Source organism: Limnobacter sp. UBA7229 (genome assembly GCF_002473065.1).
GTDB classification, from domain to species: domain Bacteria; phylum Pseudomonadota; class Gammaproteobacteria; order Burkholderiales; family Burkholderiaceae_B; genus Limnobacter; species Limnobacter profundi.
In genome coordinates this window covers 1-20,759 of the sequence record NZ_DKTN01000006.1, presented here as the reverse complement: position 1 = coordinate 20,759, position 20,759 = coordinate 1, and the positions used below count along the sequence as shown (strand labels likewise).

The window sequence follows — 20,759 nt, the reverse complement described above, 5'->3', positions numbered from 1 at the left end:
CATGTTGAAAAAACAGTTTGTTCTCTCTGTATTGGCATTCAGCTTGTCAGCACCGCTTTCTGTGTACGCGGGCCCTGGGCACGATCACGGCGACGAAGCACCTGTTGCAAGCACTGGGGACGGTCCTAAGCGACTCGCTACAGGCGAGGTGTTCCTGCCAAAACCTGCACAGCGGCAGTTGGACTTGCGAACACAAGTCGTTCAAGTAAAACCTCAGGCCAAAGTAATTGAAATGAACGGTCAAGTGGCACTAGATCCCCAATCGGGCGGTGTAGTACAAACCAGCCTAGGGGGCTTTTTTGTGCCTTCGAGTGCTGGTGTTCCGCAACTGGGAGAGCCAGTAAAAAAAGGGCAAGTTTTGGGATTCATCCAGACGCCCCAAGCCCCCTTGGAAAAGTCAGCTCAATTGGCTCAATTGTCGCAATTGAAATCTGAACTGGCGTTGGCCAAACAACGCTTGGAAAGGTTAACCCTACTGGCCGACACCGTACCCAAGAAAGAAATTCAAGCCACCCAAGCGCAGGTACAAAGCCTTGGTGAGCAAGTGTCTGCGTTATCTGGCGGTATTGGCTCGCGCGAAGAGCTTCGTTCTTTGTCAAACGGCGTTGTGGCTTCGACGGCAGCAATTGCTGGCAAGGTGTTTTCTGAAGGCGATGTGCTGTTTGAAATCGTGAATCCCAAAGTGGTTCGTATTGAAGCCACTTGGTTTGAGCCCAACGCTGTTCCCCAGTTTTCCTCCGCTCAGATTCCTGCAGGTGAAAAAACTTTAAAACTAAATTACGTGGGTGCAGCCAGCAGCGTAAAAAATCAGTCGCTGTCTTTGGTATTTGAAGCCCGCGATGTTGAGAGTATCCGCTTTCCGACAGGGCAACTTTTGAAAGTATATGGGGAGCTAGTAGATCAGATAGACGGTATTGCCATACCCAGTGCTGCGGTGGTTAAAAACGCTGCCAATCAAACCATTGTATGGGTCAAGAAAGAACCGGAACTGTTCGAGCCCAAGGTGGTGTTGACTGAGCCGTTGAACGGCGTTGAGGTTTTGGTACGAAGCGGTCTGACCGGTGATGAACGCGTGGTGATTCAAGGTTCGACCTTGATCAACCAGGTTCGATAAGGGGGCGCCGACATGTTTCAAATGTTATTGGACAGCAGCCTGAAGAACCGGCTGCTGGTACTTCTCGGCGCGCTTATTTTGACCGTGTATGGGGCCTATACGCTGACCCAAACACCGGTTGATGTATTTCCCGATCTGAACAAACCAACGGTGACCGTGATTACTGAAGCCGGTGGTATGGCTTCGGAGGAAGTCGAACAATTAATTACGTTTCCTTTGGAAACAGCTTTGAACGGTCTTCCGGGTGTCGAGGTCATTCGCTCGGTATCCAGTGCCGGACTCTCGTTCATTTACGTGACTTTCAATTGGGATACTGAGATTTATCGGGCACGTCAAATGGTATCTGAGCGGCTTTCCAGCCTGGAGGAATCCATTCCTGCAGGCGTGGCGCCGGTGATGGGGCCAGTCAGTTCAATCATGGGCGAGATCATGCAAATCGCCATACCGATTGATTCGAGCAAGACCACACCCATGCAAGTGCGCGAGTATGCTGATTGGGTGCTTCGCCCCCGATTGTTATCGATTCAAGGCGTGGCACAGGTGATCCCGATTGGTGGTGAAGTACGCCAGTTTCAGGTTCAACCAGATTTGCAGCGGATGGTTAATTTGGGTATTACCATTGAGGACCTGCAGCAGGCCTTGAGCGGTTTTGCATCCAATACATCGGGCGGATTTTTGGCGCTTAATGGCCGTGAGTACTTGATTCGAAACCTTGGAAGAACGTCCTCTTTGGAGGACCTTGGAAAGGTGGCTGTAGGTTCAAAAGACGGTGTGCCAGTGCTGCTCAAGCAAGTCGCCAAGGTGGATTTTGCGGCCGCAGTTAAACGGGGTGATGCCGGGTTTGAAGGCAAACCCGCTGTAATTTTGGGCGTACAAAAGCAGCCAAGCGCTGACACCATTGCCTTAACCAAAAGGATTGAAGAGGCCCTGGTTTCCATGGGCAGCAGCTTGCCAGAAGGAATGGAAACACCGCGTGTGACTTTCAGGCAGGCCAGTTTCATTGAAGCCTCAATTTCTACTCTGCAAGGAAAGCTGATTGGCGCTTCGATATTTGTCGCTGCTGTGCTGTTTTTCTTTTTGGGTACGATTCGCCCGACCGTAATTGCACTGGTTGCCATCCCCGTGTCTATTTTCATCACAGCACTGGTGTTTGAGTATTTCGGGCTGTCAATCAACACCATGACGCTGGGTGGGTTGGCCATTGCCATTGGTGGTTTGGTCGATGATGCCGTGGTCGACGTAGAAAATATTCTTCGCCGCCTGAAGGAACAACGGGCGAAACATCCAGGCATGCCATTTGACCTGGTTGGCCTGGTGCGCAAAGCATCGCTTGAAGTAAGAACAGGTATTGTGTACGCCACCGTGATTATTGTGTTGGTGTTCATCCCCTTGTTCGCGTTGCCCGGCATTGAAGGCAAGTTGTTTGTTCCGCTGGGCATTGCATTTATCGTATCTACCCTTGCATCGCTGGTGGTTTCTGTCACGGTGACACCCGTGTTGTCGTATTACCTGTTGCCTGGCATCAAGGATCTTGATCATGGCGACACCCGCGTGTTGGCTTGGTTAAAATCCAAGTATCAGGTTGGCTTGTCTGGTGTACTCAATAACTCGAAAGCGGCAATTTGGGCCGGTGTGATTGCAGTAATTGTTGCAGGCGCATCTGTACCATTTTTTGCTAAAACATTCCTTCCGCCTTTCAATGAAGGCACCTTGCTGATCGGTATGAGGTTAAATCCTGGCGTCACTTTGGATGAGTCCTCCAAATTGGCCTCTCAAGCGGAAGTGTTGCTCAAAGACATTCCAGAAATTACGCACATTGGACGGCGAAGTGGTCGTGCGGAGCTGGATGAACATGCTGAAGGTGTTCACGTGTCTGAACTGGATTTGGGTTTGATTCCCGCCGGTGACATGACACGCCCCATGGCGGAGTTACAAGCGGAAATACGCGAACGACTCCAGAACCTGCCAGCAGCCATTGCGGTGGGGCAGCCCATTTCACATCGCATTGATCACATGTTGTCTGGGGTGCGCTCGCAAATCGCGATCAAGGTATTTGGGGAAGACTTGGATACCTTGCGTGGCACCGCTGAAACTCTGCGTGCAGAGCTGTCAACAATCGATGGACTGGTTGACCTTGAAGTTGAGAAGCAGGTGCTCGCACCAGAGATCAAAGTGCGGATCAACTACGATGCCGCATCCCGGTATGGTGTGTCTTCATCGGAAGTGTTGCATTCTCTACAGGCTTTGATTGAGGGCGAGAAAATCACTCAGGTGGTTGAAGGCAACCGGCGTTTTGCCCTGGTTTTGAAACTGGCAGAAAAAGACCGCAGTTTGGAGCAACTCAAGACTTTGCTGATACCGACCCCCTTGGGTGCAGTTCCATTGTCTTTGTTGGCCAGCATTGAAGACAGTGATGGCCCCAACCAGATAAGTCGTGATGATGGCAAACGGAGAATCGTGATTTCTGCCAACGCCCAAGGCAGAGCGCTTTCCGAAGTGGTTGAAGACATTCGTACCACAGTTGCAAATACTAATTTACCGGAAGGCTATTTCATTACTCTGGGCGGCCAGTTTGAGGCTCAGGAAGAAGCCACACGCTTAGTCGGTTTTCTGTCAATCATTTCACTCGTGCTGATGTTTGCGGTGCTTTACAGCCGTTATCAGTCGGTGCGCTTGTCGGCCATCATCATGGGCAATATTCCATTGGCCATGGTGGGTGCAGTTCTTGGCTTGTGGTTATCCGGACAGCCTTTGTCAGTGGCTGCATTGATTGGTTTTATCACGCTTGCGGGTATTTCAGTTCGCAACGGCATTTTGAAGGTGAGCCACTACATCAACCTGATGCGATTCGAACACGAGAGTTTTACCCAGTCCATGATCGTGCGCGGATCCATGGAACGGTTAAGTCCCGTGTTGATGACGGCACTGGTCACTGCATTTGCTTTGGCACCATTGCTGTTTGAGGCAGAGCGCCCGGGCACCGAAATTTTGCACCCGGTTGCAGTTGTAATTTTTGCTGGTCTGATCAGTTCAACCTTGCTGGATACCTTTTTAACGCCAGCATTGTTTTGGGTTTTTGGGCGCAAAGACGCGGAAAGGTTAATGGAGCAATCCGATGCTCAAGCATTGTAATTTTTTTAACGGAAAGGGGATGACGATGAAATCAATCAAATTGCTGACAACAAGTTTCGGTCTTGTTTTGGCCTTGAGTTCAGGCTTTGCTGTGGCACAGGAAAAAGATGAGCACAAACTTGAGCCCAAACATGGCGGTGTAGTGGTTGAAGCCAACCACATCGAGTATGAATTGGTGGTGAGGTCGGAAAATGTTCAATTGCATGCAAATGATCACGGCAAGGTGATTGACTTGAGCAAAGCCAAGGCCAAAGTGGTGTTTCTGGTGGCCGATCAAAAAATGGAAAGAACACTGGCTGGCCAGGGGGTGCTTTTGTCGGGTGAGGGTGTGGATTTGAAGGGATCTGGCTACACCGCAGTGGCCACAGTGGAATTCGCCAACAAGAAGAAAGCCACCGTTCGATTTAAAACAAACTGAGTTTGGGAAATGGAGCTGATCAAATTTTCTGCATTGTTTGCAGTGACGGCCGTTTCTGAAATTTTGGGCTGCTATTTGCCTTGGCTGATTCTGAAACAGGACAAGTCCCCATGGTTGTGGCTCCCGGCCATCGGGTTTCTTGTTTTATTTGCCTGGCTGTTGACTTTGCACCCTTCAGCTGCTGGCCGCACGTATGCCGCCTATGGCGGCATGTACATCAGCGTGGCTTTGCTCTGGCTTTACTGGATCGAGGGTATCAACTTAACCCGGTGGGATATTGCAGGTGCAGGGCTAGCCTTGGCAGGGATGGCAATCATCATGCTTCAGCCCAGGGTGTAGGTGTTTGGTAATCATCTTGCGGATGTTGCCGTATACACCTGAAGGCTACACAGGCAACCCATTTCTGCGCGGCTCAAGATTCAGATGAACAAAAGTATCAAAGGCGCATGTGAGTGAAATCACATGCGCCTTCAAGGGAAATCAACTCAAGGTTGATTGTTCAAATTAACTGGCGTCGCCTTCGGTCAGGTCTACGCCGTTGATCTTGCTGAGCACTTCAGCACGGCTGACAGTGGACTTTGATTCGGTTGCAATAACAGTCTCATCACCCGCTACTGGGTTGAATGTACCTGCTTGAACAGCTTGCTGGTAGTTGCGCTGTACTTCCTGGCGTGTAGCTTGGTCGCGCTGTGAATATTGTGCGACGTGGTCTGTTGCATCGCCATGGTTTGTAGGGCTGTTTGCAAAAGCGATTGCTGGAACAGTTGCTGAAAGGGCCAAAACAGAAGTGGCGATCAGGTTGCGTGCGTTCATGGTGTATCTCCTTGGATTGTAAAAATAAGGTACTGCGTTAAGTGTTTGCCTTTGCTTTATTGCGTTGGCATGAGTTGTACTTTACGCAGGTACGAATGACCAAGACCCCACATGAACATTACAAATTTGTAACAAAACTATTACGATTTAATGCATCCAGCGCATGCTGCGACGTGTACCTTGGCCTTCAAGCGGGTGACCAGCAAAAACAGCCCACCCAGTTTGCGGTGAATGAACAGGCAGTCAATGGGCGGGGCGTGCCAGAACTTTCGGTCTTCGCCCAGTTCAAAGCCTTTGTCGCGAATTCGCGCAGCCAGGTCGGTGTTGCCAAAATCAAAACAACCCTTGGTGCAAAAAGGCTCGCAGGCCAAATCCATCAAGTCAAGTACCAACTCCCTGTGGTGGGTTTGCGTGCTTGAATCGAAATAGCCAATGCGGGTCGCGGCCTTTTCCATCAGGCTGCGGCTGCCTGCCTGTGCAGCTTTCATCACGTCCACATAACCGTCCACCAGTTCTTTATCAAAACTGCGGGTGGCACCAAAATCAAGCAGCACCACTTTGCCGGTTTTTGGGTTGTAACGGTAGTTCGCAAAATTCGGGTCAGTTTGCATCAAGCGCATGCCCAGCAATTCTTTGAACAACAATTCGAACAGCATGGTGGCAATTTTGTCGCGAACCGGTTGGGTAGCGTGCGCCATTTGTTCGATCGGTACGCCTTCCACATAACGCATGGCCAATATGCCGCGTGTGGTTAAGCGGGTATTGACCGTGGGAACTTCAAACCGTTCGTCTTCGCCCAGTGCTTCGGTGTATTTCGCGATGTACTCAGCTTCCCGTAGGTAATCTGCCTCTTCATGCAACTGCTTCTTTGCTTCAGCAAGCAGTGCGGCTAAATCGAATGTTTTGGGTACCAAGCCCGTGAAGCGCAAAATGGTGGCCACATTGTCGATGTCGCTGTCGATGCTGTCGCGCACACCCGGGTACTGAATTTTGACAGCCAGCTTCTCGCCGTCCAATGAAATGGCCTCATGCACCTGCCCAATTGATGCGGCGGCAATCGGCGTCAGGTTAAATTCGCGCACCCTCTCGCGCCAGTTCTCGCCCCATTCTTTTTCCAGCACGGCGAGCAGTTGTTTGCGAGGCATGTGTTTGGCGTCTTGCCGAAGCCTGGCCATAATTTCAGCCAGTTGGGGTGGCAGCATGTCGCCTGCGTCCATCGACACAAGTTGCCCCAGTTTCATGGCCGCACCGCGCAGTTGTGCCAACTGGTCGGCCACGCGCAGAGCGTTTTTGGGGGTCAGCAACAGGCTGCTCAGCTTGGGCCGCTTTCCCTGTGCCAATTGTTTGGTGCCGTTCTTAACCACCGAACCTGCCACCGTGGTGGCCAAGGCACCAAACCGGCTTAAACGGGCGAAGCGGCCCGAAGGCACAGCGGATTCGTTTGAATGGTTAAAGGCGGGAGGTTTCTTGCTGGACGACATGGAAAGTACTGCTTTGAAGCAAAGGTTAAGCTCATGTTAAAACAAAAGGCGCCTGTGCGGGGAATCACAGGCGCCCTTTGAAAACCGGCAGACTACCCGGTTTTTACCATTTAGCTGGCATCACCTTCGGTCAGGTCTACACCGTTGATCTTGCTGATGACTTCAGCACGAGTGACGGTCGACTTTGCAGTTTGAACGGTAACACTCGCATCACCTGCCGCGGGGCTGAATTCGCCGGTTTGTACTGCCTTCTGATATTCATTCAACACAGCTTGGCGTGTAGCTTGGTTACGCTGACTTTCGGCTGCCACCACGTGGCTGGTGCCATCGCCTTGCTGAGTTGCTGGGTTGGCCATGACCACGGCTGGTACAGATGCTGAAATGGCCAATACGGAGGTAGCGATCAATTGACGTGCGTTCATGGTAAATCTCCTTTTGAGGTACTTCACTAAGTTTTGCCGTTGCGTTATTGCGTTGGCATGAGTCGTACTTTACGCAGCCTCGAATTACCAAGTGCCCACAGGCACATTACAAATTTGTAATTTAAAAATATCGGCCTAGCTTCTATACTGCGTGTTGTGTTTACTTGGCCGCAGCGGTGCAGTTTCGATGAAAATTCTGGTGATTGAAGACGAAAAAAAACTGGCCAGCTACCTTCAGAAAGGGTTGAGCTCGGAAGGCTTTGTGGTGGATGTTGCCCACAACGGCATTGACGGTTTGCACCTGGCCACCGAGGGCCATTACGAACTCATTATCCTAGATGGCATGTTGCCCGACCTGGATGGCTTGGGCGTTTTGGCCGCCTTGCGCCAAACCATGAACATTCCCGTACTTATGCTCACGGCCCGTTCCATGGTTGAAGACCGTGTGAAAGGTTTGCAGGCGGGTGCCGACGATTACCTGACCAAGCCTTTCGCTTTCTCTGAATTGGTGGCCCGTGTGCATGCATTGGCCCGCCGTGCGCAAGGCCAACCCAGTGCCGCTGCCGACAGCAGCCACCTCGGCCTGGCGGATCTTGAATTGGACGCCGTAAAGCGCCAGGCCAAACGGGCTGGGCAAGACTTGCGTTTGACCGCCAAAGAATTCAGCCTGTTGTGGTTGCTGTTGCGCCGAAAAGGCGAGGTGCTTTCGCGCACCGAGTTGGCAGAACTGGTGTGGGACATGCACTTTGACAGTGAAACGAATGTGGTGGATGTGGCGGTTCGGCGCTTGCGCAGCAAAATGGACGAACCTTTTGACCAGCCTTTGTTGCACACCGTGCGTGGCATGGGCTATGTGCTGGAACAACGCGCGGTGGTTGAGCAGGCCAATGAGCAGGCCGTAGGGGACCTTCCATCGTGAGGCGTTCAATAGCAAGGCGATCTTCATTGCAAATGTCGATACTCAGTATTCTGGGTGTGGGCATTATCGCCATCATCAGTTACCAGGCCATTTGCATGTGGCAAGACATGCGGCATCAGGACACACTCAGCCGCGCAGCTTCCAGTGTTGAACAGGTGTTGGGCCGCAACAGCGAGCTTTTGCCCACTGAAATGTGGAGCCGGGTAGACGAATTGCTGTTAAGCCTTGGCAACGTGCGTGCCAAAGTGCATGGCGAAAACGGGCAAGTGCTATATGGCCCGCAGTTGTTGTTAAGCCAGGTGAAGCACAAAGTGAGCTACATGCACCCCTTGAATGGATTGGGGGGCAGCATGCCCATGAACGATCTTGAGCTGGCCATGGACGTGTCTGAAGACAAAAGATTTTTGAAGTTTATTGCTTTGCTGTTTACGGCGGTGACGGTGGTTTGGGGTTTTTTCATTATGCTGCTGAGCGGCACCTTGGCACGTTTTGAACTGAAACCCCTGAACAAGTTTGGGCGGAAAATTGCAGACTTTGATCCTTCAGATATCAACGCCAGAATCAAAAGTGACCATGAACCCGAGGAGCTTTACCCGGTTGTTGAGCAGTTCAACAAGCTGATGGGCAAGGTGGGTCAATACCAGGAGCAATTGCGTTCGTTTAATTCCAACGTGGCACACGAGTTGAACACGCCCTTGTCCAGCCTTACCGTGAGCCACGAGTTGTTGCTGCGCGAGAAGAACCCCGATCCGGAGCATTTGAAAGAAGCCTTGCACAGCCACCTTGAAGAACTGCAACGCATGAACCGCATTATTCAAAGCATGCTGTTTTTGTCGCATGCCAGCCAGGGACAGTACAACGATTTTCGCTGGGTTGAAAAGTTGAGTGAACCAGTGATGACGGTGATGGACTACATGGAGGCCATGCTGGAGGAAAAGCATTTGCACTTTGAATTACACGGCGATGCTTCAGCACGCATTGATTCCGAATTGGTCAAGCGGGCTTTGTCCAACCTCGTGTCCAATGCCATTCGCTATGCCGAAGAGGGCAGCACAATTCACATTCACATTGAACCTGCGCATACCAGTAGCTTGGTCAACGTTACCGTGAGCAACAAAGGCGTGTGTATTCCCCAGCGTAGCGTGCCTCATTTGTTTGAGCCTTTCTACCGGGTAGATCAATCGCGCAATGAAAGTGGGCATAACCATGGTCTGGGCTTGGCGATTGTGGCTGCCATTGCCCGTTTGCATGGGGGTGAACCCTTTGCCCAGTGCGATGGGGAATGGGTACGCATCGGGTTTTCAGTGAAACAATAACGAGCTGGATCAAGTCGCCTGGAGGCCAAGCTAGGGGTAAATCAGTGGCATCGGTGTACAATTTCGACACCAAAATAAAAGTCGCCTTTGCTGGCCGTATTGATCAGGAACAACACCATGTGGCGCAATATTTTCAATCCGCAAAACCGTTGGATAGCGGGTGTTTCTGCGTTCCTTATGCTTTTGGCCAACGGTAGTTTTACAAGCCGCTTGATGCAAGCCTATCCCCTCTTCGATGGCAATGTGTTGTTTGTTGCATCCGTATTTTTGTTGTTTACCCTCGCCACCACTTTGTTGTTGGTATGGTTGTGCCATGGGCGTGCAGCGCCTTGGGTATTGGCTTTTTATTTGATTGCTTCAAGCATGGCGGCGTATTTCATGTCGACCTACGGCACGGTGATTGACCAAACCATGCTGGAAAACACCTTGCAAACCAATGCGGCCGAGGCAGGCGACCTGTTTTCGATTTCCATGCTGTTGTACTTGTTGGTTCTGGGTGTGTTACCTGCCTGGTATGTGCTGCGGCGCATGCCCAGGGCAAAGGGCCTTGCAACAGAACTTCGCGCCAAGGCATTGTTCAGTGTGTGTTTGCTGGCAGGCATGGTGTTGTTGATTGTGCCTTTTACCTCCCAATACGCTTCATTTTTCCGTGAACACAAAAGCCTGCGCTTTTACGCCAACCCCACGTATTTCACCTACTCAGCCATTCGCTTGGCCAGCAGCAAAATCAAAGGCAGTGCTGGCCCCGTGGTGGTGCAGGCAGTGGCGCCAGACGCTGCATTGAATGATGAACCCCCGCTGCACCCCAAGGAACTGATTGTTTTGGTGGTGGGCGAAACGGCGCGTGCCGACCGGTTTGCACTGAATGGCTACACCAAGCCCACCAACCCCATGTTGGACAAAGAAGATGTGGTTTCTCTGGGCAATGTTACTTCCTGCGGTACATCAACCGCCGTGTCGGTGCCCTGCATGTTTTCACTGGCTGGGCACGATGGCTTCGATGGTGATAAAGTCAATCAATTCGAGAACGTGCTGGATGTGCTGAAACGCCAGGGCGTTGAAATTTTGTGGCGCGACAACAATTCCGATTCCAAAGGCGTTGCCCTTCGTTTGCCCTACGAGAATTTTCGCGACCCGGCCATCAACCCGGTTTGCGATTCTGAATGCCGAGACGCCGGCATGCTGGTTGGGCTTGAAGACCACATACGAAAACACCCCGGTAAAGACCTGTTGATTGTGTTGCATCAAATGGGCAACCATGGCCCCGCTTACTACAAACGCTACCCGCCAGAGTTTGAGCGGTTTACGCCTGTGTGCAAAACCAATGAATTGTCAAAATGCACCGACGAGGAAATCAACAACGCCTACGACAATGCAATTTCGTACACAGATCATTTTTTGGCGCAAACCATTGCTTTGCTGAAAAAATTCGACTCAAGCCATGAAACTGCAATGCTTTACGTGAGCGACCACGGCGAGTCCCTGGGTGAGCAAGGCATGTATTTGCATGGCGCACCGTATGTGTTTTCGCCCAGGGAACAAACCCATGTGGCTTCGGTGTTGTGGTTTGGAAAAAACTTTGACTACCGTACTGACGACTTGAGGCTGGTCAAGGATTATCCTTTCACGCACGACGACTTGTTCTGCGCACTTATGTTGACTTTCGAGGTTGAAAGTGGCGTTTGCACGCAGCGCACCAATGCTTTGAAAGCTCATTTTGAGCAGCAAGGGCAAACAAGGTAACACCCCAGCAAAGCCATGTTGTGGCCAGTACATGGCTTACAAAATGGGCACCCTTGGCAATTTGCACGCCGCCAGCCAGCCCACCCATCAACAGCACCGCGATGGTCATTGTGCTGCGGTGTTGCCTCAACCACGGCATTGGGCTGTACAACAACACAATCCACATGAATGCGGTGGATGCGTGCCCGCTGGGAAAGCATTTTCCGGGTCCCGGGTTCGCAACAACACGGGTGTTTTGAAACAATCGGAAATAATCGGCTGTTCCGCCGTACAGCTTCAAATCCCAAGGGCAACTGTGCACGGACTGGGCCTTCAGTATGCTGACCACCAGTGCGGTCAGCAAGCTGACCAGCAGAATAAAAACAATTGCTCCCCCATATTTCAGCCTGAAAGGTTTTAAGCACAACAGAAAACCAAAACCCAGCCAAATGCCAGCCGCAAGCCAACGCAAACCATCGTGTAGAAGAAGGCCAAGCCACTGGTTTTGTTTCAATGGAAAATTCGCTGCCTGCGGATCAAAAAATACATTCGAAATGGCCTGGTCCCAGCCCGTGTAGCGGTTAAGAAAAACAATGAACAGACCTAGCAGTGCCCAGGCTGCCCAGTGGTGAATTCGGGTTGGGTTTTCAAACAGCAAATTGATCTCCTGGCCCTGAGAGGGTAGCCACACTACACCGGGTTGATGCGATAAGAGCAGTTTAACCGGCTCGCTGGGGCCGAGAAAGAGGGATTCCGGGAAGTTTCAAAAACTCATCGATGCAGAAACGCATCTAATGTTGCGCTAAGTTTGCATGGGCAAAGTAGGAACTGTCACAAGCAAACCTGCTTGATTGACTTTCAACTACGGGGTGAAATTATGAAACAGAGAAAATTGTTTACCGCCCTGATTGTAACCGCAAGCGCGATTGCCGGGGGAAGCCTCGCATATGCCAGCAACAACCCGGCAGACCTGGGCGCTTCATGGTGAGCCGGTGTAGCTGTGTTCTCCACTTGCATCGCTACACGGTGTAGCCTCAAGCTGAATGGTGGTGTGGTGCAAGTCAAACCGGTTTGCTAGCATGGTGCGAATTTGTTGAAGCAAATCAGTCCAATCCACCTCCCGGTGCTGGCATACCACATGAACTGACAAGCTGGACTTGCCGCTGGAAATGGACCACACATGCAAATCATGAATGCTGTCCACGCCCCAGTGACTTGACAGTGCCTGCTTGATCTCGTCAATGTTCAAATGTTCCGGTGTGCCCTCCAGCAAAATATGTGTGCTTTGTTTTAACAGGGCCCACGCACGTGGCAGCACCCAAAGCCCGATGCCCACGGCAATTACGGAGTCGATCCAGCCCCAACCCGTCCATCGAATCAACAAGGCACCCACGATCACGCCCACAGATCCCAGCATGTCGCCCCACACCTCCAGGTAGGCACCCTTCATATTCAGATTGTCGTCTTTCGAGCCGCTCAGGATTTTCATGCAGATCAAATTCACAAGCAGGCCAAGTGAGGCAACAATCAGCATCACGTTCGACTGAATATCGGGTGGATTCGATATTCGCAGGTACGCCTCTATCAGAATGTAAATGGCCACCCCGAACAGCAGAATGGCATTGACAGCAGCCGCCAGAATTTCGAAACGGTGGTAGCCAAATGTACGTTTTGAATCAGCCGCGCGTTTTCCAATTTGAATGGCTGCCAAGGAAATGGCCAACGCCGCAGAGTCGGTGAACATGTGTGCCGCATCGGAAATCAAAGCCAGGCTGTTGGTAAATATGCCGCCCACAACTTCGGCCACCATGAAGCTGGTGGTGAGTATCAAGGTGATCCACAGCGGTTTTTCGTATCCTTCTACTTTCACATCATGGGAATGTCCTGCGCCCATATTGTCTACCCCTTATTTAAACCAAAGTTGAACACCAAAACCCGCTGCCACTTTCACTGTTATGGCGAAGCAAACCAGAGTAAGCAATGCGCTGCCCGCCAGCGAGAACACAAACCCCACCTTGGGCAACAGCCAGGGGAAGGCCAAAAACATGGGCAGGGTGGGCAGCACATACCAGAATGTCAGGTAGGCGTGGTTGGCAATTTTTTCCTGCGGTGCCTTTTCAACAGCAAGCCAAATCAGCGTCAGCACCGTGACCATGGGCAACGCTGCGATCAACGCGCCCAGTTTGTCACTGCGCTTGGCCACTTCGGAAATAAGGACCACCAGGCCTGCGGTGGTCAGGTACTTCAAAATAATCCAGCCCATGTTGCTAGCCTATGTGTTGTAAGCAGGTTTTGCTTGTTGATCAGTAACGTTCATTTCCTCTTCCTTGCGGTGGGTCAACCGGTAAAGAATGGGAAGCACCAGCAGGGTAAGGGCGGTTGATGACAGAATTCCCCCGATTACTACTGTGGCCAGGGGCCGTTGAACCTCAGCGCCGGTACCCGTGGCAATCGCCATCGGAATAAAGCCAAGTGAAGCCACCAGCGCGGTCATCAGCACCGGGCGAAGCCGTGTCATGGCACCGTCATGAATGGCCTTGTCTAAGGGCATGCCCTCCTCGCGCAGGCTGCGGATAAATGAAATCATCACCAGCCCGTTCAGCACCGCCACACCAGAAAGTGCAATGAAGCCCACCCCCGCTGAAATTGACAATGGAATGTCGCGCAACCACAAGGCCAAAATACCGCCAGTCAATGCAAACGGTACACCCGTGAACACAATCAAACCATCCCGAACGTTGTTGAACATGATGAACAACAACAGGAATACCAGAAACAGTGACAGCGGAACTACAATTTGCAGTCGTTTGGAGGCCGATTGCAACTGTTCAAACGTACCCCCCCAGCTGATCCAGTTGCCTGCTGGTACTTTCACCTTCTGCTGAATCTGGCTTTGAGCATCGGCCACAAATGAACCAATGTCGCGGCCACGCACGTTGGCGGTTACCACCACGCGGCGCTTGCCATTTTCCCGGCTGATTTGGTTTGGCCCGGGTGCGATGTCCAGGCTTGCCACATCGCCCAGTTGAACAAACAGGGGCATGTCGCTGCCAGCCGTACTGCCTGGCAACTGAATGGGCAGCCGCGCAATGGCCTGCAGGTCGTTTCGCAGCGCTTCGGGCAAGCGCACGGTGATGTCAAACCTGCGATCGCCCTGAAACAGCACACCTGCTTCCTGCCCGCCAACGGCCATGGCAACGGTGTTTTGAACATCGGTCACGTTGATGCCAAACCGTGCAGTTTTTTCGCGATCAATTTGAACGGTCAGCATGGGCAGGCCCGTGGTTTGTTCTACTTTCACGTCTGCTGCGCCATCGACTTTTTCCAGCACTTCGGAAATTTCTCCGGCCACGGTATTCAGTGTGTCCAGGTCATCACCAAATACTTTCACAGCCACATCACTTCGCACACCCGACAATAATTCATTGAATCGCATTTGAATGGGCTGGGTGAATTCATAGTTGTTGCCTGGTATTTTCATGACAGCGGTTTGCATGGCTTCCACCAGGTCGGTTTTGCTGCGGCTGGGGTCTGGCCATTCCGAGGTGGGTTTCAGCATCACGAAATTGTCTGCCACGTTTGGTGGCATTGGGTCGGTTGCAATTTCGGCCGTGCCAATTTTGGCAAATACACGGTCCACCTCAGGAAACTGCTTGATTGTTTTTTCCAGTTCAGTTTGCATGCCAATGGCCTGGCTCAAGCTGGTGCCCGGAATACGCAGGGCATGCAAGGCAATGTCGCCTTCATTCAAGCTGGGCACAAATTCGCTGCCCATGCGGGTTGCCAGCAAACCCGATAAAACCACCAACACCACGGCAATTGAAAGCACCACCGGTTTGTTGGCCATGGACTTGACCAGTGCGGGTTCGTATCCACGCTTTGCCCACGTCATGATGCGGTTTTCTTTCTCGCTGACATTGTTGGTGATCAATAAAGCCACCGCTGCCGGAATGAAGGTGATCGAGAGAATCATGGCACCCAGCAGTGCCGCCACCACGGTGAAGGCCATGGGGTGGAACATTTTTCCTTCCACACCGGTGAGCGCAAAAATGGGCAGGTAAACCACCATGATGATGAGTTGGCCGAACAGCAGGGATCGTCGCGCTTCCTTGGAGGCCAGAAACACTTCATGAAAGCGTTCCTTGCGCGTGAGTGTTCGCCCCGCTTTGGTTTGTGCATGGGCCAAGCGGCGCACACAGTTTTCAACAATGACCACGGCACCGTCAATGATGATGCCGAAATCCAGTGCGCCCAGGCTCATCAAGTTGGCACTAACCCCGTTATTGACCATGCCAAAAAACGTGAACAGCATGGACAGTGGAATTACCATCGCCGTGATGATGGCCGCGCGAATATTGCCCAGAAAAAGAAACAGGATTGCAATTACCAGAATGGCGCCTTCAATCAGGTTTTTTTTCACGGTGTTGATGGCTTTGTCCACCAGCACCGTGCGGTCGTAAACGGTTTGCGCAACTACCCCTTCCGGCAGGTTCCGGTTTACTTCTTCCAGTTTTTTTGACACCGCTTGCGACACCACGCGACTGTTTTCACCAATCAGCATGAACACCGTGCCCAGCACCACCTCTCTGCCATTTTCTGTGGCGGCACCGGTGCGAAGTTCTTTGCCAATGTAAACCTGCGCAACATCTTTAATGCGAATGGGCACACCGGCGCGGTTTGACACAATCACGTTTTCAATGTCGGCAATGTTGTTGAGCTGACCCGGCGCACGGATCAAATACTGTTCACCCCGTTTCTCAATGTAACCAGCGCCCACATTGCTGTTGTTTTGTTCAACAGCCCGCAACAAGTCCTTCAGCGAAATACCCTGTGCAACCAGTTTGTCGGGCGAGGGTGCAATCTGGAATTCCTTGGCATAGCCGCCAATGGTGTTGATCTCGGTGACGCCGGGCACATTGCGTAGTTGGGGCTTGATGATCCAGTCCTGAATTTCCCGAAGATCCGTGGGGGTGTAGGGTGTGCCATCTTCTTTCAAAGCCCCTTCTTTGGTTTCCACGGTCCACATGAAAATTTCACCCAAACCCGTGGAAATTGGCCCCATCGCGGGATCGATTCCGGCGGGCAGTTGCCCCTTGGTTTGCTGAATGCGTTCATTGACCAGTTGGCGAGCGAAATAAATGTCGGTGCCTTCCTTGAAAATCACGGTGACCTGCGACAGGCCGTAGCGTGAAATGGAACGGGTTTCCTGCAGGCCGGGTAAACCGGCCATCACAGTTTCAATGGGAAAGGTAATGCGCTGTTCAGACTCCAGCGGCGAGTAGCCTGGTGCGGAGGTGTTGATTTGAACCTGAACGTTGGTAATGTCGGGTACAGCGTCTATTGGCAATTTTTGATAACTGTAAATACCCAGGGCAATCAGGCCCACGGTTCCCAGCATCACAAACCATCGTTGTTCGATGGCGAAACGGATTATTTTTTCAAACATGATTCGGTACTTCCTCTGTTTGCGTGCATTGGCAAAGGGTGGTGCAGATGTGGGCAAGCGTTGAATCAATGGTCATGGCTTGCCCCTGATTTGCCGATATCCGCCTTGATCAGGAAGCTGTTGGTTGCCGCGTATTGCTCACCCGCGTCCAGGCCGCCCAACACTTCAACGGTTTTGCCATCGCTGCGGCCCAGTTCAACCGGGCGTGCCTCAAACTGTTGGCCATAGCGACCAAACACGGCCGGTCCATCCAGAATGGTTTGAAGGGCTTCGGTTGAAATGGCAACCGGTACTTCACTTTCCTCGGCCACCAGTTCAACTTTCACTGGCAGCCCGGGACGCCACACAGAATCGGGGTTCGGCAACACAATGCGTGCAGTGGCGGTGCGGGTTTGTTCACCCACCAGGGAACCCACATACGCCACTTTGCCCACGCTTTCCGATTCAAATGCCGTGGCTTTCACGGTGGCTTGCTGGCCTACCTTCACTGTGTTCAGGTCTTTGGGGTAAATCGTCATTTCGGCCCACACGGTGGACAAATCGGCCACCGTGAAAATATTGGCGTCTTCTTTCAACGCCTGCCCCAAAGCAATGTTTTTTTCCACCACGGTGCCTGATATCGGTGACCGAATTTCATAGCGGGTCAGTTGGCTTCCAATGGTGGCGCCGCCATTGATCGAGGCGAGCTTTTGCCGTGCGTTCAGCACTGCAATTTCAGCCTCTTGCTTGGTATTGCGCGCTTGCAGATAATCTTGCTCGGCTGAAATTTTGTCTTCCCACAGTTTCTTTTCCCGCTCGAATGTGATGTTGGCCAATGCCAGGCGTTTTTGCGCTGCCAGCAACTCGGTTCGCTGGTCTGCCAGGGTTTGGCTGGAAATTACGGCCAGCACTTGTCCCTTTTTAACCTGATCACCCGCGTTCACGGGGGCAGATTCCACAATGCCACTCAAGCGTGGCACCACGCGTACCGTGTTGTCGCTGTTGAACTGGATTTCGCCGATCAATTCAATGCTGCTTTTGATTTTGGCCGGGCCGGCTGTGGCCAGTTCAATGCCGCTTTGTTTCATTTGCTCGGCGCTCATGTCGATTCGGAACTCGATCTGGTCATAAGCGAAGCGGTATTGCTTGCCTTGGTGTTGCGCATTCACGGCAACACGGAATGAATGGGGCTCAAACACTACGGCATCGCCGCGCAAAAAATTGTTTGCAGGTGCAAAGTTGATGGTTTGCGGCTTTCGACCCAAGCGCTCAAGTTCAATACTTGCCTTGGTGGCCTCGGGGGGCAGCAAGGCGTTGTCTTTGTAGGTGTAAATTCTGAACTCGGGGTCTACACCGTCCTCAAAAATGGTCACCTCGACCCCGTAGCCGTCTTGCGCGAAATACTTGCCCCCTTTGGGTCCTTTGACAGGTTCATTGGGGTTGGCTTGTTCAAGTTGTGTGCCATTGGTTTGCCCAGGCTGGGAATTGCCTGTGGTTAAAATAAGGGCTGGCAGCAGGGCACCCACTGCAACAAGCAGGGCGATGGAAATGATTTGTTTCTTGCTGAAATTGCGTTTCATGATTAAGTGGTCCTACTGAATATTGGCTGGTGTTTGCCCAAGAATCCCTTGCAGTTCGGCGGCATACCGGTGGGATTGGGCGAGCGATTGCTGGCTTTGCGCCATGGCATCAAACAGGGTGCGTTGTGCGTCCAGCACTTCCAGAAAACTGAACTTGCCCATCTCGAAACCCTTGCTTGCAGCGTTGTAGGCGCTTTCTGCACTGGGCAAAATGCTGTCACGCAAGGCCAGGAATTCCTCGCGGGACGCGCTCAGGTTTTCGTATGCGGCTTGTAAATCGCGAGACAAGCGGTATTGCGTTGCTGTCAGTTCATCTTTGGCCTGGTCAGCGCGTCGCAGTGATTCAAGCAAGTTGCCCTGGTTGCGGTCAAAAACAGGGATGGGAATGGATACCCCAAAAATGGCCTGGTTCAAGCCAAGTTCCTGATTTTTTCGCCCACCAAGGCTCACCGTCACATCGGGTACGCCTTTGCTGCGTTCAACCTCGCTAATGGCCTTGCGGCGGTCCACTTCAATTTGGGCTTTCCGGTATGCAGGCGATTGCTGCAACCTGTCTTCCAGTGTCTCGATGGCGGGCAGCTCGGGCAGGTTTTCAAGATTGCCTTCAACGGTTTCAAAACCGACCCGGGATTCTCCCATGGCGGTGGCCAAACGTTTTTTAGACGATTTCAGCGCACTTTCAGCGCGTGCATAATCCACGCGTGCGCCAGCCAATGCAATGCCCGCTTTGGTGGCCTCGACAGGCGATACCTTGCCTGCTTCAACCCTTTTTTGTGCAGCGCGCTGGGCGTTTTGTGCCAGGTCGATGGAAGATTGGGCAAGCCGCACACGTTCCTGTGCAACCAGCGTGTCGTAAAACGCAGAGGTGACTTCGGTTTGCAGGGTGGCCCGCACCATGGCAAGGTCAGCTTCAGCAAGGTTCTTGCCGCGCTCGGCTGCATCAATTCGAGCAGAACGCTTTCCGCCCAGTTCAATGCGCTGGTTCAGTTGCAGGGTGCTGGTGCGGGTTGCACTTCGCGTGTCTTCAACCAGGGCCTGTAATTCGGGGTTGGGGCGGGTTTCAGCCTGGCGTATGGTGCCGTCTTGTGCCAGCAGCGCATTTCGGGCCGCTGCCAGTTCAGGGTTTGCCGCATAGGCCCTTTCAAGTGCGGTGTTCAAAGTAAGGTTTGTTGTTCGCGGCAAGCTGGCTTGCCCGGATGGGGAATTAAGCCCATTGCTGGTGTATTCGGGGGTGTTGCCCTGAGCCATGGCGGCACTGGGCAGCAACGCGGTCGCAGCCAGCGTTAGCAATATTTTTCGCATCGATTTCTCCGGTGTACAAAGGAAAGAATCGGCGAGACGAATTAACGCAGTCGTTTAATGAGGTGTAAAGACAGGTGTCGTGTCGCCGTAATCAGGCAGACACAGGCCACTTGGGGCGTTCAGGGCGGGTTTGACAGAAAAAGGAATACTTTGAAGTGCTCAGCACCTGTTGGGGTGAACTGAAATCAATGATCACGCCGTTCGCGTTGTCAGCCGAAAAGCCGATAAAGCTGGATGAATGCGAATGGTCGTGGTTTTGCGGATATTGGCTATCTTGATCGTCACCGGCATCAGCTTGGCTATCGTGGGCATGATGTTCATCTTGATGGTGGCCGAAATGTGATGATTGTTGCGCAAGCTCGTCATGCGCGCAATAATCCGCCACCGCGCCCCAGGAGGCCTGGAGCGGCAGCAGAAACATAAGGAACATGAAGATGAATGAACGATACATGTTATTAGGATGTCATTTTTTCGGTGTTCATGTCAATTGCGGTTCTGTGTGAATCGAAAAGCCAATCACCGTAACTTGATTTTCGCTGCTTGCAAACACATCACCACCATGCAGTTTCGCAATTGCAGCCACAATGGCCAAACCAAGTCCGTGATTGCTCCCAGTGTCACTTCGCCCCTCTTCAGCACGGAAAAAGGGTTCGAACAAACGGTTCAGTTTGACTGGGTCAATTGTCGGGCCTTCATTCGAAACCTTGATCCACACCCTCTCTGCTTCTCCGGTAATTTGCACGGTAATTTCTGTGTTGGCCTGCGCATACCGAATTGCATTGGACAGCAAATTGCTCACTGCTCGTTTAATCAATTCGGTTTCAGCCTCCACCGTGGCATCGCTTTTAACTGTGATGCGAAGATCTCTGTCTTCGGCCAACTGTTCAAGGTATTCCGCGACTGATACCACCAGCTGACGAAGACTTGGCACAGATTGAAGTTGCAGTTCTCTGCCCTGGTTTGCATTGGCCAGGAACAGCATGCTGCGAATAATTCGTGCCATGCGGTCGAGTTCGTCGAGGTGATCACCGACAATTTTTTGAAGGTCCTCACCTTCGATCAGTTTGCGGCGTTGAAGCAGCTCATGGCTAATGGTCAAGCTCGACAGTGGTGTA

At 52.1% G+C, this 20,759-nt stretch carries 19 protein-coding genes; 8 read left to right on the top strand and 11 right to left on the bottom strand.

Translation table 11 applies throughout. From position 1 onward, the window contains the following. Position 1: 1 nt before the first annotated feature. Genes B4C79_RS03905 through B4C79_RS03890 form a run of 4 tightly spaced genes read left to right on the top strand, consistent with a single transcriptional unit; the run spans position 2 to position 5,003 of the window. A complete protein-coding gene (locus B4C79_RS03905; protein WP_291740422.1) occupies positions 2-1,114 on the top strand; it encodes an efflux RND transporter periplasmic adaptor subunit in 1,113 nt (370 codons plus the stop codon). 12 nt (positions 1,115-1,126) lie between these two features. Continuing rightward, positions 1,127-4,246 (top strand): efflux RND transporter permease subunit, encoded by a 3,120-nt coding sequence (locus B4C79_RS03900; RefSeq protein ID WP_291740423.1) that lies wholly within the window; start codon positions 1,127-1,129, stop codon positions 4,244-4,246. A gap of 25 nt (positions 4,247-4,271) precedes the next feature. Then, positions 4,272-4,664 carry a hypothetical protein gene (locus B4C79_RS03895; RefSeq protein WP_240965866.1) on the top strand — a complete coding sequence of 131 codons (393 nt, stop codon included), beginning with the start codon at positions 4,272-4,274 and terminating at the stop codon, positions 4,662-4,664. Positions 4,665-4,673: 9 nt separating this feature from the next. After that, on the top strand, positions 4,674-5,003 hold the full coding sequence (locus tag B4C79_RS03890) for a YnfA family protein (protein WP_171097020.1): 330 nt from the start codon (positions 4,674-4,676) through the stop codon (positions 5,001-5,003). A 165-nt stretch (positions 5,004-5,168) separates the two neighbouring features. Here the strand turns inward: B4C79_RS03890 and B4C79_RS03885 are convergent, their stop codons facing one another. The 3 genes from B4C79_RS03885 to B4C79_RS03875 all read right to left on the bottom strand — a co-directional run bounded on the left by B4C79_RS03885 (position 5,169) and on the right by B4C79_RS03875 (position 7,380). Further along, complete coding sequence (locus B4C79_RS03885) at positions 5,169-5,477, bottom strand: DUF4148 domain-containing protein (protein WP_171097021.1); 309 nt, start codon at positions 5,475-5,477, stop codon at positions 5,169-5,171. A 140-nt stretch (positions 5,478-5,617) separates the two neighbouring features. Next, a complete protein-coding gene (locus B4C79_RS03880) occupies positions 5,618-6,958 on the bottom strand; it encodes an ABC1 kinase family protein (RefSeq protein WP_291740426.1) in 1,341 nt (446 codons plus the stop codon). A 110-nt stretch (positions 6,959-7,068) separates the two neighbouring features. Further along, complete coding sequence (locus tag B4C79_RS03875; protein ID WP_291740428.1) at positions 7,069-7,380, bottom strand: hypothetical protein; 312 nt, start codon at positions 7,378-7,380, stop codon at positions 7,069-7,071. Between the two features lie 187 nt (positions 7,381-7,567). On the opposite strand from B4C79_RS03875, the gene B4C79_RS03870 reads away from it, so the two are divergent. The 3 genes from B4C79_RS03870 (at position 7,568) to B4C79_RS03860 (ending at position 11,358) form a co-directional block, all read left to right on the top strand. Then, positions 7,568-8,299: a heavy metal response regulator transcription factor gene (locus B4C79_RS03870; RefSeq protein ID WP_291740429.1), complete on the top strand. Its 732-nt coding sequence runs from the start codon at positions 7,568-7,570 to the stop codon at positions 8,297-8,299. A 32-nt stretch (positions 8,300-8,331) separates the two neighbouring features. Next, the gene (locus tag B4C79_RS03865; RefSeq protein WP_291740430.1) at positions 8,332-9,615 is read left to right on the top strand and encodes an ATP-binding protein; all 1,284 of its coding nucleotides are present in this window, start codon (positions 8,332-8,334) and stop codon (positions 9,613-9,615) included. Positions 9,616-9,732: 117 nt separating this feature from the next. Then, positions 9,733-11,358 carry a phosphoethanolamine transferase gene (locus B4C79_RS03860; RefSeq protein WP_171097032.1) on the top strand — a complete coding sequence of 542 codons (1,626 nt, stop codon included), beginning with the start codon at positions 9,733-9,735 and terminating at the stop codon, positions 11,356-11,358. Here the strand turns inward: B4C79_RS03860 and B4C79_RS03855 are convergent. Further along, positions 11,267-11,995 (bottom strand): phosphatase PAP2 family protein, encoded by a 729-nt coding sequence (locus tag B4C79_RS03855; RefSeq protein ID WP_171097035.1) that lies wholly within the window; start codon positions 11,993-11,995, stop codon positions 11,267-11,269. The two genes, B4C79_RS03860 and B4C79_RS03855, sit on opposite strands and share 92 nt — an antisense overlap. A gap of 219 nt (positions 11,996-12,214) precedes the next feature. Here B4C79_RS03855 and B4C79_RS03850 point away from each other — a divergent pair, with 219 nt between their 5' ends. Next, on the top strand, positions 12,215-12,325 hold the full coding sequence (locus B4C79_RS03850; protein WP_240605654.1) for an MICOS complex subunit MIC60: 111 nt from the start codon (positions 12,215-12,217) through the stop codon (positions 12,323-12,325). On the opposite strand, the gene B4C79_RS03845 is transcribed toward B4C79_RS03850, so the two are convergent. The 7 genes from B4C79_RS03845 to B4C79_RS03815 form a co-directional block, all read right to left on the bottom strand. Further along, a complete protein-coding gene (locus B4C79_RS03845; protein ID WP_240965870.1) occupies positions 12,317-13,231 on the bottom strand; it encodes a cation diffusion facilitator family transporter in 915 nt (304 codons plus the stop codon). The genes B4C79_RS03850 and B4C79_RS03845 overlap by 9 nt on opposite strands. Positions 13,232-13,243: 12 nt before the next feature. Beyond that, positions 13,244-13,600 carry a DUF3147 family protein gene (locus B4C79_RS03840; RefSeq protein WP_105027835.1) on the bottom strand — a complete coding sequence of 119 codons (357 nt, stop codon included), beginning with the start codon at positions 13,598-13,600 and terminating at the stop codon, positions 13,244-13,246. A 9-nt stretch (positions 13,601-13,609) separates the two neighbouring features. Further along, positions 13,610-16,783 carry an efflux RND transporter permease subunit gene (locus B4C79_RS03835; protein ID WP_171097039.1) on the bottom strand — a complete coding sequence of 1,058 codons (3,174 nt, stop codon included), beginning with the start codon at positions 16,781-16,783 and terminating at the stop codon, positions 13,610-13,612. Positions 16,784-16,848: 65 nt separating this feature from the next. Further along, the gene (locus tag B4C79_RS03830) at positions 16,849-18,342 is read right to left on the bottom strand and encodes an efflux RND transporter periplasmic adaptor subunit (RefSeq protein WP_291742611.1); all 1,494 of its coding nucleotides are present in this window, start codon (positions 18,340-18,342) and stop codon (positions 16,849-16,851) included. A 12-nt stretch (positions 18,343-18,354) separates the two neighbouring features. Then, positions 18,355-19,644 (bottom strand): TolC family protein, encoded by a 1,290-nt coding sequence (locus B4C79_RS03825; protein ID WP_171097043.1) that lies wholly within the window; start codon positions 19,642-19,644, stop codon positions 18,355-18,357. A gap of 91 nt (positions 19,645-19,735) precedes the next feature. Then, a complete protein-coding gene (locus tag B4C79_RS03820) occupies positions 19,736-20,095 on the bottom strand; it encodes a hypothetical protein (RefSeq protein ID WP_171097045.1) in 360 nt (119 codons plus the stop codon). Between the two features lie 27 nt (positions 20,096-20,122). Next, positions 20,123-20,759: ATP-binding protein (locus tag B4C79_RS03815; protein ID WP_291751228.1), on the bottom strand; the 637-nt coding region annotated here is incomplete at its 5' end.

Bases quoted from the DNA above. Each gene is read 5' to 3' on its own strand.
- B4C79_RS03905 (WP_291740422.1), top strand. From the start codon at position 2: ATGTTGAAAAAACAGTTTGTTCTCTCTGTATTGGCATTCAGCTTGTCA.
- B4C79_RS03900 (WP_291740423.1), top strand. From the start codon at position 1,127: ATGTTTCAAATGTTATTGGACAGCAGCCTGAAGAACCGGCTGCTGGTA.
- B4C79_RS03895 (WP_240965866.1), top strand. From the start codon at position 4,272: ATGAAATCAATCAAATTGCTGACAACAAGTTTCGGTCTTGTTTTGGCC.
- B4C79_RS03890 (WP_171097020.1), top strand. From the start codon at position 4,674: ATGGAGCTGATCAAATTTTCTGCATTGTTTGCAGTGACGGCCGTTTCT.
- B4C79_RS03885 (WP_171097021.1), bottom strand. From the start codon at position 5,477: ATGAACGCACGCAACCTGATCGCCACTTCTGTTTTGGCCCTTTCAGCA.
- B4C79_RS03880 (WP_291740426.1), bottom strand. From the start codon at position 6,958: ATGTCGTCCAGCAAGAAACCTCCCGCCTTTAACCATTCAAACGAATCC.
- B4C79_RS03875 (WP_291740428.1), bottom strand. From the start codon at position 7,380: ATGAACGCACGTCAATTGATCGCTACCTCCGTATTGGCCATTTCAGCA.
- B4C79_RS03870 (WP_291740429.1), top strand. From the start codon at position 7,568: ATGAAAATTCTGGTGATTGAAGACGAAAAAAAACTGGCCAGCTACCTT.
- B4C79_RS03865 (WP_291740430.1), top strand. From the start codon at position 8,332: ATGTCGATACTCAGTATTCTGGGTGTGGGCATTATCGCCATCATCAGT.
- B4C79_RS03860 (WP_171097032.1), top strand. From the start codon at position 9,733: ATGTGGCGCAATATTTTCAATCCGCAAAACCGTTGGATAGCGGGTGTT.
- B4C79_RS03850 (WP_240605654.1), top strand. From the start codon at position 12,215: ATGAAACAGAGAAAATTGTTTACCGCCCTGATTGTAACCGCAAGCGCG.
- B4C79_RS03845 (WP_240965870.1), bottom strand. From the start codon at position 13,231: ATGGGCGCAGGACATTCCCATGATGTGAAAGTAGAAGGATACGAAAAA.
- B4C79_RS03840 (WP_105027835.1), bottom strand. From the start codon at position 13,600: ATGGGCTGGATTATTTTGAAGTACCTGACCACCGCAGGCCTGGTGGTC.
- B4C79_RS03835 (WP_171097039.1), bottom strand. From the start codon at position 16,783: ATGTTTGAAAAAATAATCCGTTTCGCCATCGAACAACGATGGTTTGTG.
- B4C79_RS03830 (WP_291742611.1), bottom strand. From the start codon at position 18,342: ATGAAACGCAATTTCAGCAAGAAACAAATCATTTCCATCGCCCTGCTT.
- B4C79_RS03825 (WP_171097043.1), bottom strand. From the start codon at position 19,644: ATGCGAAAAATATTGCTAACGCTGGCTGCGACCGCGTTGCTGCCCAGT.
- B4C79_RS03820 (WP_171097045.1), bottom strand. From the start codon at position 20,095: ATGTATCGTTCATTCATCTTCATGTTCCTTATGTTTCTGCTGCCGCTC.